13 protein-coding genes and 1 pseudogene are annotated in these 12,382 nt (G+C 50.1%); 6 read left to right on the top strand and 8 right to left on the bottom strand.

What is annotated here, in order from left to right:
• Positions 1–17: 17 nt before the first annotated feature.
• Entirely contained in the window at positions 18–248 is a 231-nt protein-coding gene (locus tag EH206_RS12490; protein WP_009113126.1) for a DNA polymerase III subunit theta, read from the bottom strand.
• Positions 249–578: 330 nt separating this feature from the next.
• On the opposite strand from EH206_RS12490, the gene ftnA reads away from it, so the two are divergent.
• Positions 579–1,094 (top strand): non-heme ferritin, encoded by a 516-nt coding sequence (gene ftnA, locus EH206_RS12485; RefSeq protein ID WP_009113125.1) that lies wholly within the window; start codon positions 579–581, stop codon positions 1,092–1,094.
• 250 nt (positions 1,095–1,344) lie between these two features.
• Positions 1,345–1,701: a YebY family protein gene (locus tag EH206_RS12480; protein WP_009113124.1), complete on the top strand. Its 357-nt coding sequence runs from the start codon at positions 1,345–1,347 to the stop codon at positions 1,699–1,701.
• Between the two features lie 318 nt (positions 1,702–2,019).
• Here EH206_RS12480 and EH206_RS12475 read toward each other — a convergent pair whose 3' ends face one another.
• The 7 genes from EH206_RS12475 to EH206_RS12445 all read right to left on the bottom strand — a co-directional run bounded on the left by EH206_RS12475 (position 2,020) and on the right by EH206_RS12445 (position 10,313).
• On the bottom strand, positions 2,020–3,108 hold the full coding sequence (locus EH206_RS12475; protein ID WP_009113123.1) for a tyrosine-type recombinase/integrase: 1,089 nt from the start codon (positions 3,106–3,108) through the stop codon (positions 2,020–2,022).
• Positions 3,083–3,352, bottom strand: coding sequence for an excisionase (locus tag EH206_RS12470; protein ID WP_009113122.1), 270 nt, complete (start codon positions 3,350–3,352; stop codon positions 3,083–3,085). The genes EH206_RS12475 and EH206_RS12470 overlap by 26 nt, the downstream gene beginning before the upstream one ends.
• 88 nt (positions 3,353–3,440) lie before the next feature.
• Entirely contained in the window at positions 3,441–4,541 is a 1,101-nt protein-coding gene (locus EH206_RS12465; protein WP_009113121.1) for a RecT family recombinase, read from the bottom strand.
• 10 nt (positions 4,542–4,551) lie between these two features.
• A complete protein-coding gene (locus EH206_RS12460) occupies positions 4,552–7,467 on the bottom strand; it encodes a RecE family exodeoxyribonuclease (protein ID WP_009113120.1) in 2,916 nt (971 codons plus the stop codon).
• 834 nt (positions 7,468–8,301) lie between these two features.
• Positions 8,302–8,493: a DUF1482 family protein gene (locus EH206_RS12455; RefSeq protein ID WP_009113119.1), complete on the bottom strand. Its 192-nt coding sequence runs from the start codon at positions 8,491–8,493 to the stop codon at positions 8,302–8,304.
• A gap of 120 nt (positions 8,494–8,613) precedes the next feature.
• Positions 8,614–8,898: a hypothetical protein gene (locus EH206_RS12450; protein ID WP_136163868.1), complete on the bottom strand. Its 285-nt coding sequence runs from the start codon at positions 8,896–8,898 to the stop codon at positions 8,614–8,616.
• A 1,025-nt stretch (positions 8,899–9,923) separates the two neighbouring features.
• Positions 9,924–10,313: a helix-turn-helix domain-containing protein gene (locus EH206_RS12445; protein ID WP_040343239.1), complete on the bottom strand. Its 390-nt coding sequence runs from the start codon at positions 10,311–10,313 to the stop codon at positions 9,924–9,926.
• Between the two features lie 109 nt (positions 10,314–10,422).
• On the opposite strand from EH206_RS12445, the gene EH206_RS12440 reads away from it, so the two are divergent.
• From EH206_RS12440 to EH206_RS23640, 4 genes and pseudogenes are all read left to right on the top strand, one after another.
• Entirely contained in the window at positions 10,423–10,650 is a 228-nt protein-coding gene (locus tag EH206_RS12440) for a helix-turn-helix transcriptional regulator (RefSeq protein ID WP_009113115.1), read from the top strand.
• A gap of 2 nt (positions 10,651–10,652) precedes the next feature.
• Positions 10,653–11,222 (top strand): toxin YdaT family protein, encoded by a 570-nt coding sequence (locus tag EH206_RS12435; protein ID WP_009113114.1) that lies wholly within the window; start codon positions 10,653–10,655, stop codon positions 11,220–11,222.
• Between the two features lie 39 nt (positions 11,223–11,261).
• The gene (locus tag EH206_RS12430; RefSeq protein WP_009113113.1) at positions 11,262–11,894 is read left to right on the top strand and encodes an ASCH domain-containing protein; all 633 of its coding nucleotides are present in this window, start codon (positions 11,262–11,264) and stop codon (positions 11,892–11,894) included.
• A pseudogene (locus EH206_RS23640) lies at positions 11,894–12,355 on the top strand (DnaT-like ssDNA-binding domain-containing protein); the annotation flags it as partial. The gene EH206_RS12430 and the pseudogene EH206_RS23640, both read left to right, overlap by 1 nt.
• Positions 12,356–12,382 lie beyond the last annotated feature (27 nt).

Here is a 12,382-nt window from a genome sequence, read left to right as displayed (position 1 = left end):
TGTGTCGCCGGCGGACGCTATTTGGATTTAGGCTCATAGGGCAGGCGTGAGAACTGTAGCGACCGCTGGCGGTAAAAGCCGACGCGCTCACGGAAATAACCGCGCAGATGCTCCGGCTGTTCCCGCTCTACCACCTCAGGGATAACCGGCATGTTATAGCGTTCTTTAAAGGCAACGCCCGACGCGGCCAGATCCACATTAATCTTGTCCATCTCTTCTTTGGGCAGATCGGCCAAATTATGTCCCATGTGGTTTTCTCCTGCATATCGATTACCGTATTCTGTGCGTCAAGGTAAAACAGCGCCGGGAAAATGGCAAGATGCTGCCTGACAGTCGTGGACACAAAACGGGTTCAATTATATTTTCCATTCTTTGTGATAATAAAAATAATTCTCAATAACAATAACAAATTATTTATTGAAAATGAAAATTAGTATCAATTAAACAATATTTAATTATATGATTTAAAACGAAAAAATAATTACTTGTTAATTTGGTTAATGAGATGTTTTTATTTTTATTATTCAGGCATAATAAGCGTAAGATGCATTTACCTGCCTGAGAAATAAGGAATGACTATGTTAAAAAAAGAAATGATCGAAAAATTGAACGAGCAGCTTAACCTGGAGTTTTATTCCGCTAATTTATATTTACAGATGAGCGCCTGGTGCGGCGATAAAGGCTTTGAAGGCGCTTCCGCATTTTTGAAAACCCATTCTCAGGAAGAGATGGAGCATATGCAGCGTCTGTTCAACTATCTGGATGACACCGGCAGTATGCCGATATTAGGCGCTATTGCCGCACCGCCGGTAGAGTTTACGTCGCTGGCAGACGTATTCAAACTCACCTATGAACATGAGCAACTGATCACCGGCAAAATTAACCAACTGGCCCACGCCGCAATGGCGCTACAGGATTATTCGACGTTTAACTTCCTGCAATGGTATGTGGCCGAACAGCATGAAGAAGAAAAACTGTTCAGATCTATCCTGGATAAACTGGCCCTGGTCAATACCAGCGAAGGCGGTCTGTTCTTTATCGATCAGGATCTGAAAAAAATGGCGGCAAATGTCTCCACTGGCGCAACGGCCTGAGTTCTTCAGGCTGACCGAAACCCCGGCATAGCGGCAATGCGTATCGGTTGAACGAGCGCATTGTCCTGCCGTGACGCAACCTTAACGTTATACTTTCCCCCTCGACTTCATGCGGCACTATCGTTATGATCGCCGCTAGCGGCTATATAGTAACCCTCTGTTTTATATGGTATGAATTCTGCTTTCGAGCTGGATAATCGTGCCGCTGCAACGGGGCGTAAGCGCCTGAATAATCGTGCTCAGGAACAACATGATGAAGAAATTATTGTTATTGCTGATTCTCGCTTCACTGTCCGTGAATGCCTTTTCCGCCGCCAGGCTGGCGAATATAAGCCGTTTGCAATACGGAGAAGCCTGGGCGTTCACGCGGGAAGAGGTTCAGCTTATTTGCCGGCCAGGCAAAGCGCTGTATGCCCTGCATACCGGGACGTTGATGCAATATCCTCTTAACGAGGCCGCTACTGCGCAAATGAAAGCCGGTATGGTCAATGCCCAGCCGATAGACGCCATCTGGTTGGATGACCCCAAGCAACCCGGGCAGAAGAAAAGCTTACAGCCTTTTGTCGAACGGGCCGAACAGCTCTGCGATCCGGATGCTAAGTCATAAAGTGATTGATTTCTTGATTAAATGTTAATTTACCGGCTTTTAATGGTTGCGATAAGGTGTGAATTCTGTTCCATTTTTGATAATTGCAAATGAACGAAAACTGGAAAATGCAAGGGAGTTGGCTACGCTTAGGTGACAAGGCTTGTTCAGCTTGTATAAATGCCAACTTTTAGCGCACGGCTCTCTCCCAAGAGCCATTTCCCTAGACCGGATACAGGAATCGTATTCGGTCTTTTTTTAACTTATTGATATTTAATTATTTTATTTTAGTGATCCCGAAAAATCCCGAAATTCCCCCGAAAATCGATATTCGGTTTTTTACAGATAAGTGTATTCTTTCCCTCTTGTATCTAGGTATTTTTCTGTCATTTTGGCTGATTTGTGGCCGAGTAGCTTCTGAGCAAACTCTTTTCCTCGTTCCTTTTCGTAGAGCCGGCCAGCAAGGCTTCTTATCTCATGAAAGGGAGGCGGGCTATCATCAAAACTGATGCCCGTGGCTTTCCTCGCTTTGACAAACCCTTTCGTGAGGCTGTCGGGATTTATCATCCCGTCAGGGCTGTTTTTTCTGACGCCGGCGCTAATTAAGTAATCGGACTTGCTGGCTATCCGGCACTGTTCTATGACGTCTCCAAGAGTGGGGCCGATAGCCTTTAGTCCTAAATCCATTGGTAATGCCAGCTTGTTACCCGTCTTACCTTGCTCGACGAGCAAACATCCATCAATGATATGGCTGAAGCGCATCTGAGTGACATCCTCTCGCCGTTGTCCCGTGACAAGAGCCAGATCCATAGATAGGCCAAACCATGCTGGCTGATGTTTGGCGGCTTGGCGAATGGCTATATACTGTTCCAGTTCTAAGCGCTCCCGCTTTACTTCACTGGCTGGGACTCTGGTTGGCGCTACGGGATTATTTTCTATATGTCCTTCAACAATAGCTTCGCGAAAAATATCAGAGAGAACGGCGCGCAAACCTCCCGCCATTGATAGCTTGCCTTGCTTAAAATATATCTCCAGAAATCCTGCTATATCCTTTGTTGTGACGTCTTTTAAAGCCTTATCCCCAAACGCTTGTCGAATTGTCGTTATCTGACCAGATCGGATCTTATAAGTATTTTCTGCCAAATCTCGTCTCTTGATAATTACATCGTAACGCTCCAGCCATTCAGCAATAGTAATAACAACATCTTTTGTGTCTTGTAGTTTCTCCAGCAAAACAATAGGAGCATAATTTTGTTCAATATAATGATTTGCTTCTATAGCCTGCCCGATTGCGTCCTTGCGTGATATTCGTCCTAAAGAGAATTCTTGATCGGTTAATGGATTACGCCAATAGAATGATTTTTCACGACGCCTATACGTTAAATTCTTCGGCAGGTTGGCATCATACCTCGCTGGCCTTTTTGCCATTGATAACCTTCCTCACAAGATCCGAATTAAAACCTCTGTTTTCCGCGATTATTCGGCGGGATAACTTATAGTCTTTAGGGTTGATAAATACGGCGTCCTCGCGTACGCGATATTCTCGCCCATGCTTTTCCGGGGCGGGATAAATCTTCCCGGCTCTGGCCCAACGCTGCAAAGTTTGTATTGTTGGTTGGTTGCCCGAATAGTGACGATCGCACCATTCGTTCAGTGTGATGAGTTTTCCCATGGGTGCCTCATTACGTTACTCAATTATTTTCGGTGATTTAGATTTTCTAATATCAGTTTGGTGTGGGAGGCGAGAGCCTCCCGGGATCTTAACTGGCGATATATTCCGGCTTCATATCGCACAGAGTGATACTGAACTGATCGTACAGCTCGTCGCCGAGGTGGCGCTTTGCCGCGGCCAATTTCTTTTCCAGCGCAGCGAATCTTTCCGTCGCCCCGGGTTCGTCAGGTCGAGGCAGGGAGTTGATCTCCGCTTCGATACTGTTGCGGGCATTGACCAAGTGATAACGCTGCACAGCCTTGTTTTTCAACTCGGTGAATAGCGCGGCGCCGAGGGCTGATTTTTGCGTCTCTATATCTGCACGAATGGCCTTGGCCTGATCCACGTCATTAGCGTTATCAATCTGATTACGAAACTCATCGGCCAGCGCATCAATATTGCTTGCGGAATCCTGCGCGGGTGACGTGGTTTCCGGTCCGCCGGGGGCTGCTGATTCGGCAATCTCTTTCAAACTAACGTGTGCCGTATTTGCCGGCGTGATGTCCTTTTCATTCCGTTCTTCGAGCTCATCAGGCGTGTACACGCCCAGGATCACATCTGGGCAGTAAAGCCGGGACCAACGTTTTACAGCCAAGTATGCCAACTGCTGGCGGGGGTCGTCAGCCCATAACGTGGAGTTTCGTACGCGAGCCTGGGCAAGAAACAATTCCAACTCGCGCGGGGAATCTTCACCCTTTAGCGTCGCCCGTATCCTGATCCCAATACCTTCCTCATCGGCCAGACTCCAGCCAGGAACCCGGTATTCTTTCCCTTTATCGTTTTTACGGATCGCAAAGCGCCCGATAATTTTTTCCCAGGGGCCAAACCATTCGTATTCAAACCGGTTGGACAAAACGCCGCTGCGCGAAATCACCGCGTTAACCAGTTGCGCTTCATAACCCAGCACGCCATTAATCAGATGTGTTTTCTGCGCGACCGCAAACGGGTTCATCTGCCACTGCGCGGCTTGCATTGCCACTGCCATGCAGTCAGCTTGATTGCCCTGCAAGTGGGCGGGGACTGTAGCTGCCCCCTGAGCCATAATCTGTGCGAATGCGCTGATGGCGTTCAGATACTGAGAATCAAACAGCGCGACGTTTGAGTTAACCACTGTGTTTTGATCATTCAGCGATACGTTCATGTTTTGCATAGCTACCCCCTTATTGTCCGCGCAGTGCTTCAAGACGGCGCAGGTCAAAATCATTCAGTTCGTCGGTGTAGTCTTCGGTTACCGGCGCCGGCCATGTATCGGTGTCATAGGATTCGGCAATTTCACGCATGGTTTTCTGGTATTCAAGACGCCCCAAATCAAGAATGTCGGTAGAGGCTTCAATAACGGCAATCCAGTGATAGCCCTCATCTTTGTTGACGAATATCCAGAAGAACTGATCGAGCGTGGCCACATCGCAATACATCGCTGCAGACAGGTGATAATCCCGCTCAATGATTTCCCGATGTAATTTCGCGCGCAGCGCATCACGCTTAACGTTCCACATGCTGATCGTTTTCAAGTCAGCAGCGATACGCAGCCCATCGATCTCGATCTCCAGGTCTGGGCGAACGCGAACTTCCAGCCCGGTTTCCTCATCCATACCGAAATAGCTCACTTCCACAGCACGGCTTGGGTGGCGTAGCAGCATTCCGGACGTTGGGTGCGCCAGCAACGCTTCCTGAATGGCCAGTGCTGTTTCAAGCTGCTGCCGGGTAACCAGGATTTTATTTCCCGGATTATCGCGCCATGCGTCCAGCAACTCGTCAGCAAATACCGCGTCCGGTTTTACGGCTTTAACTGTCTGAATCAGATCCGCCTTGGTCCCGGAAACTTTCAGCGGTGCTGGCTTCTGTGATTCCTGGGCCACCAGATCAGGATTGATGACAGCCAATTGCTCCAGCAGTGCATCGCGGCTGCCGCTGGTTTTTACTTGGGCGGGCAGGGTGGAGTTGTACTCTTTGATGCAGGCTTTCATTGCCGCTGCGGTTTGTTTCTGACCTTCGTCAATGCGCTGATATTCCGGCGGCAGCATCATGTAACTCTGTCCTGTTTCGTCGGCAGATGCGCCAAGCGGCACCTGAGCGGGCATGGTGACGTTGTATGCCTCCAGCAACGCTTTGATCTCGTCAGCGTTCAGTTGCGGAGGCAGGTTAGTGTTGTGTTCATCGATAAACGCGCGGATGGTCGCCGTGGTGGTGAACGCACCCGCCGGAATTTCGGGCTCAACGCTGAATTCGTCGTCCAGTTTTTCCGGCTCCAGCGCCAGCGCGTGGACCAGATTTCCCATGTCGAGAACTTTCGAGCGTTCTTTCTCGATGGTTTTCGCTACGTGGCGAGCATTGAAATACATCAAGCTGATGCGAGCATCTTTCACTTGAGTACTGCTAATACCGTTCGCGGCGTGGTAAACCTCATTCGGAACACCTTCATAGCGCCCAGGCTCAAAATATTCTGGCCACGACTGTTTCTCGGTATCCGGCGCTGGCGTTTCAGTTTCCAGAGGAATATTTTCTGGAATATTTTGCTGTGCATTTTGTGGTTCGTCGTCATTAACCAGTGTGCTTAAATTTGGGTGTTCAGCGACCGCTTTTGAAAACGCCTCTGCTATAGGATTACTTGCTGGCGCCGGATCCTGATTGTCTGCATCAGCGATTTCATTTTTCTGTACCGCAGCGTCAGTTTCGACTTGCAGACCGTCATTCGTTTCCACCTGCACATTGCCGGCCTCCGCAGAATTTTCCGGTTTTTCTCCCTCATTTGAGGCGGTTTGTTGGGTATCGCCCACCAGGCCATCAATAGAGAACATTCCATCACCAAGATTTTTCATTTCCGGTTGCTGTCTTTCGGTGGTGACCGATTCCGTATTTTTCGGCGGAATAGCCGCGCCGTTGCTGGGTTCATTGGTGGCGAGCGGTTTTGTATTTTCTGCCGGCAGGTGCCGGGCCAGCGCCAGTAACTCCGGAGACGGGCCAGCGTGGTTTGACTCCGTCAGATTGGCGTTGATATACGTCTGGAGTGATCCAGGCATCTGAGTGATGTCGGGATTCGCATTGCGGATAAGCGCGAAAATTGCCGCGCGCGAAAAATCCAGGATGCCGGGCATATTGCGCAGTTTCTGGCTCCACGTTTTAAACGGCTCTTCCTTGTTGGCAATGATCTCTTTTGCGCGGCGGTAGATCGGCCCGGGAATTTCGTAGATATCGAAATCCATCGGCAATGTAGCCATTGCGATTTCTTTATCCAGCGTATCGAGGGTATGCTCATATTCTGATGAGCGATCGGTTTTATTCCCGCCACCGGCATTCGTACCCGCATCAGTACGCTTAATAGCGGACTTCTTCGCCCACTTCTCGGTAACCTCATCGCGGTACGGGCGGCCATTGTCAATACCGGACTGCGGGTGCCTGGCGTTCAGCCATTCTTTGGAGAATGTCACGATACTTCCGACGTCCGGCGCAGCACCATCTACAGGCCAGACGGATTTAATGGCATCAATGAGATCGAATAGCGTTTCGGGGAAGCAATGCTGGACCTGCAGCAACTCTTTGGCGTTATTCAGCGCCAGCAGGGCATTCTGAATGTAAGTCGCATCCATATCATGTTGCAATTCTCTGATTTCGTGCTGCTGGCCAGAGAACAGTTTCGTGAACGAGCCGTACAGCCAGGCGCCGATGACCCGCTGGTTAAATGTCGTTTGGTCAATAGTGATGGTTCCGCCGACGGCATCGCCCGGCGCTGCTGTGGGCTGCGTGCCGGCAGTGCTGGCGTGGTCATCCTGAATGTTGACGGAATTCGGTGCGCCGGCTGCGATTTTCTGCCACGTCCGGCCGTCATCGGCCAGTTCGTAGCGGTCGCACCAGGTATCATCCAGAACACCTTCTTCCGGCAGGTCATCAAATACGGGGAGGTTGGTGCGGACAGGCAACTGGTAATCGGCGCCGCGGCCGGTTTCAATTTCTGCGTCTTCGAGGATGTTGAGGATTTCGCGGTTGCCGCGGGATTCGGATTTAGCGCTGAACCAGCAGAAAAGGCTTTTTGCGTCCGCTTTGGCCTTGGCCTTGATCAGATATGCAAATTCGATCATTGCGTTTAAGCTCCTTTGGATAGTAGACTACCCGGGACTTTGATAGCTCCCTTCTGGTAGTGGTCATTGTTCAAAACTCGATTCCGGAAAGCTTTGGTCGGCTGACCGGGTAAAAAGGCCCGCTTCGGTGGGCTTTTTTACGTCTGTATGCTGGTGAAAAAAATGGCGGATTGGCCGGGAAAACTCCGCACCGCCGAAAGACTACACACAGCAATAACAAGGTTGTGGTGGCCGGTGCTGATCTCCGGCTTAGTCTGTTAAGGTGATTTCCGCATCACCACGGGCAATACCTTTGTCTCTTTGCGCAACACGGCGGAGTTTAACCGCGCGACCCGGCGCATCAGCCTGCACATACACCACAACTGAAAGGGCACTTGCCACGTTTGGCACCGCGGCACGTATGGGTTAGGTTATGAGCCTGTCATACGCCAGTACCCTTGCAGTTGGGTGCTCCGTAACGTGGAGCTGACGCCGGTCTACTTCCCTGGTGTCACTGCCGTCGAGAGTGCTGGCATCTCACCTTCCAGATAACGCCCTGGTCGACTGGCGGCACTGTTTTATCCGTGGTTTATCGAGGACGCAGGCTGACCCCGTTTGCGCGCCATCGGACGGCCTTAGCATTGACTCTCTATGCGTCAGGAGAACACACCGCGAACGGTGGAGAGCGTTCCAAATCGAATTCGGTTGCGGTCTTTCCCGCAAGTCAGCGTATTATTCGGTCGCCACCCTCAATTAGTGCCGGTTACGTCTCCGGCCCGGGCTCTCACCGTTCGTGTAGCGTTTTCCCCAGTGCTGGCAACAGGCCAACAAATGGCAATTATTCAAAACTCGATATCAAAACTTCATTGCTGGCTGTTGGTCATCAGCCCGGATAATCCCCTCAACAGCCAGGCATTCTCCGTTAACGCGTTGTTCGAATGCGGCATCAATACAGGTCTGCTCGGATTCGTAAATCTCCAGCACCGCGTCCTCGCAATGGCTGCCAAACATGCAGACGGTGATAACGAGTGCGTACAGTGTTCCCATCAGTTAATTTCCTTACCGGTTGCCCGCGCCATGATGCGATTTGCCGCATCCCATTTTTTACTGCTGCCCTGAACCTGGGCCCGCCTGGCCAGCTTTTGAGCCCGGCGTAATTTCTGAGAATTAATCATCATTCAGCCCTGCCAGTTTATGAAGACGCTCCCAGTCGCCAGGTTCCTGCTGGCCTTCGGTTATGCGATTCCAGAACATAAACACGCCCAACGCCCAATCCCTGTGCATATCGGCCGCGACTCCTGTGCTCTGCGCAGCCTCTCTTTTCAGGCGTTCAATTTCAGCAATGGCGCCCTGGGTTACCTCTGAGTATGTCCATGTCTTTTTCATGCCATCCTCGCGAAAAAAGAAACAATCCCAACCATCAGTCCGCAAACCACTCAATGCGTTGTCCACTTATCACATCTGCCATTAACGCCAGGCTGGCGGAACGTGTTTTTACCTGCTGCGCGATTACTTCCAGCAACTGCCGTCATGTTCTTACGCCTCGGGCTGGCTACTTGGTCACCGTGCAGATACGAAGTAACTCGCGGTATTGCTTCGTAGGGTTCTGGCTGGTGGCGTTGCTGCGTTGTGTAAAGCGATAGTCACATATTGTGTCTGGTATGTCAAACACAATATGTGGCTATTTCGCGCACACGAATGCGCTCTGGAGGGAGACTTTGATTTGGCGTGAATTTCAGGCACAAAAAATCCCGCCCGGCGGGATGGGCAACTACTGCAAAATTTGCAGTAGTTCGAAATGAGGGATTAAGGTCAGTTCGCAGAATAATCAACCAATAAAAAACCCCACCGTAGTGGGGTTGATTACGCCCATCAACTTAACTGATGGGCTTATTGCGGTATGTCGTTCTTAGCAGTGTTAAGGCTATACGGATAAAATTAATTTTTCAATACACTGGTTTAAAAATAAACAACTTGAAAATTTCCGTGTGTGGATTAATAATCACGCGCGCTAAGATGTATCTCATTCTTTGGGTTATACATTTCCGTATCTTGGGTCGCTCCTAAAAGTGGTCATTGGTCAAAACTCGAGCGCTTCGAAAGAGGCGTTGACAACTAGCCCGCCTTGGTCGGCGGACTCAATGTAATTACTTATTAGGTTGTTCATTGCGTGCCCTGATGCTGGATTTGTAAATCCTGGTCATCGGGTTATTCCTGTTGATGCCTTAACCCGGGAGTGCGGTATGTTGTTCTTAGCAAAATGGCGATCGGCGCTGACAGGTAACCCAAAGGCAAAGTGTTGGTAACCGCGTTCCCTTGTGAGGGAGCAGAACGGATGAGCAATCTGATTTCCACGCTTATTGTGGTTTTCGAGTTCATTGTCGCGTTATTGCGATTGATTGGGCTACTTTTACAGTGACCTGAAACGTAAAAAAGGCCGGATGGGGCAACCTTTCCGGCCTTTAATATTTTGGAGGTTAATCCTCTACCGGCTTATACCTACCCCTAAGGTACTTCTCCACGTACTCGTCGATTTCTTTCAGTCGGAGCTGGAAGAGGTCGATCATGCGCTCGCGTTCTGCTTCGGGAAGCTGATTAAAAAGTTCTAGCATCTTTCTTTGCTGATCAGTCAACCACTGAGATGAATCACCTGGTTCGCCGAACAGTAATTCGGATGGGGTAATTCCCAATACTCTTGCCAAAACAACGGCATCATCTGCGCCAATACTTCTTGTTCCTAGTTCGTAGTTACCCACGCGCGAAGCCGTAGACCATCCGCACAACTTTGAGAGTTGCGCTTGGCTTAAGTTCTTCTTTGTTCGGAGATCTTTAAGTCTCTCGCCGATGATTTCTGACATTGTTTTCATGCCTCAAATTCTACCACGAAACGTGGCAATCAAAGTATTCACGTATTGTTATTGACTGTTAGTCACGTTTTGTGTCTAATTCTCTTATCCAATTTGTGAGGAGAAAACAGTGAACAACATTTCTATTGAGCGACAGAAGCTCGGCTTATCTCAAACACAGTTCGCAAAGGTGCTTGGTTGGGGGCGTTCGCGCCTCTCCAACTACGAAGCCAGCCTCCGCGACCCCGGATTGATTGAATGCCGCGTAATCGTTGAGGCGCTCAACAAGCTGGGTAGTGATTGCACCTTAGATAGCGTCTTCCCACCTAAATCAGTCAAAACCACGAAACGGAAATAACCATGCAAACCATTTCATATCAGGATGATAACTACGCCAATCCGGGATTATTGAAATCCAAAAATCAATCTTCTCGCCGAGCTGGCGCCGCTGGCCATATTGCCGTTCGTGAAGCGGTGGAAGCGTGGCAGAAAACATTGCCGGGCAGGGCGCAGGAAACCATCGCGCAGCTGGTCGTTGACGAATGGCACCGGCGCGGCGGCCGTGGTTTGCAACTTGGCGATTCTGCCCGGAATAACAGACAGAACATTTTCCGCTGGCTGGATAACCCGTTCAACTCGCGGCGCTACGCCGGGTATGTCACGCAGCTGGCGCCGGTGATTGCCGATGTGATGCCGATCGAAATTGCCCGCCAGTACGGATTGAAGAAGGGGAAGACAAACGCGGAGCTGGTGGCCGCCGCGTCGCGAGAATGTTCTGACGCCAAACAAGCTGCATTGCTGGGCGCGCCGCTGCACGTTCTTGAAAAGGAGGTGAAGGAGGGCATTGAATCGCTGATGCGTTTGATGCCGATTGATAGCTGGGGGCCGGTTCTTAGCGGCGTAGCCTCCATGCTGGGGCAATGTTTTTAATCGAGTTTTGACCAATGACCAATATGAAGGAACCCAGCAATGAAAGAGCGCGGGATTATTTTTAACGGCGATATGGTGCGGGCGATTTTGTCCGGACATAAAACGCAGACGCGGCGCATCGTAAAGCCGCAGCCGGATGAAGACGGCTTAGCTCGACTGCGTGGCGGGCCGTGGATGGATACCAGCGAAAAGATATATCGCTGCCCATTCGGTGAGATTGGCGACCGTTTGTATGTGCGCGAGACGGTCCACGCTAAAGAACTGGAATCTGGTCTGGATGTAGTTTGCTATCCAGCAGATCAAGCAGAGATTCCCATCAAAGCTCATCCGCTTGACGCTGGCTTATGGATCGACTTGTACCGCTATCGCGGTGGTGAAGGGAAAATTGTTCCCTCAATCCACATGCCTCGCTGGGCAAGCCGCATTCTGCTAGACACCACCGACGTGCGCGTAGAGCGGCTGAACGATATCAGTGAAGAGGATGCAAGGGCAGAAGGAGTTGAGCAGCTACGCGGCGGATACTGGCGGCATTACCAGCCTGGATGGACTCAGCATCAACTGAGCGCCAGAGGCTCTTTTGCCACGATCTGGAAATCTATCTACGGCGAGGAAAATTGGGCCAGTAATCCATGGTGCTGGGTTATCGAATTTCGCCGCATTGAGGGGGATTGATGGCTTACGAATGGATCAAGGTCGAGGTAATCACGCCCGACAAGCCGGAGATTTATCAACTGGCCGAAATATTGAACATCGACCCTGATTCTGTGTTGGGAAAATTGATCCGTATATGGGCATGGGCCGACCAGCAAACGATAGATGGTAACGCAAATAGTAACGCTGCGAGCGTTACAAAAAACGCCATCGATCGTGTCGCTTTTTTGCCCGGATTTGCTGACGCGCTATTACAGGTAGGTTGGCTAAGAAACGAGGGTAACACACTGGTCTTTCCTAACTTCGACAGGCACAACGGTAAATCATCTAAAAAACGGACACTTACAAACAGGCGCGTTACAGAACACCGCAAAAAACCGCCAAACGGTAACGCAAATAGTAACGCTACGAGCGTTACATCAGCGTTTCAAAAAGCGTTACCAGAAGAAGAATTAGAAGAAGAAGTAAAAGATAAACCCCCCTCTCTAGGGGGCGGTGAAAATTTAGGC

This window comes from Brenneria nigrifluens DSM 30175 = ATCC 13028 (genome assembly GCF_005484965.1).
Classification (GTDB): Bacteria; Pseudomonadota; Gammaproteobacteria; order Enterobacterales; family Enterobacteriaceae; genus Brenneria; species Brenneria nigrifluens.
The sequence above is the reverse complement of the archived record's forward strand: the minus strand, read 5'-3'. Positions and strand labels throughout refer to the sequence as shown.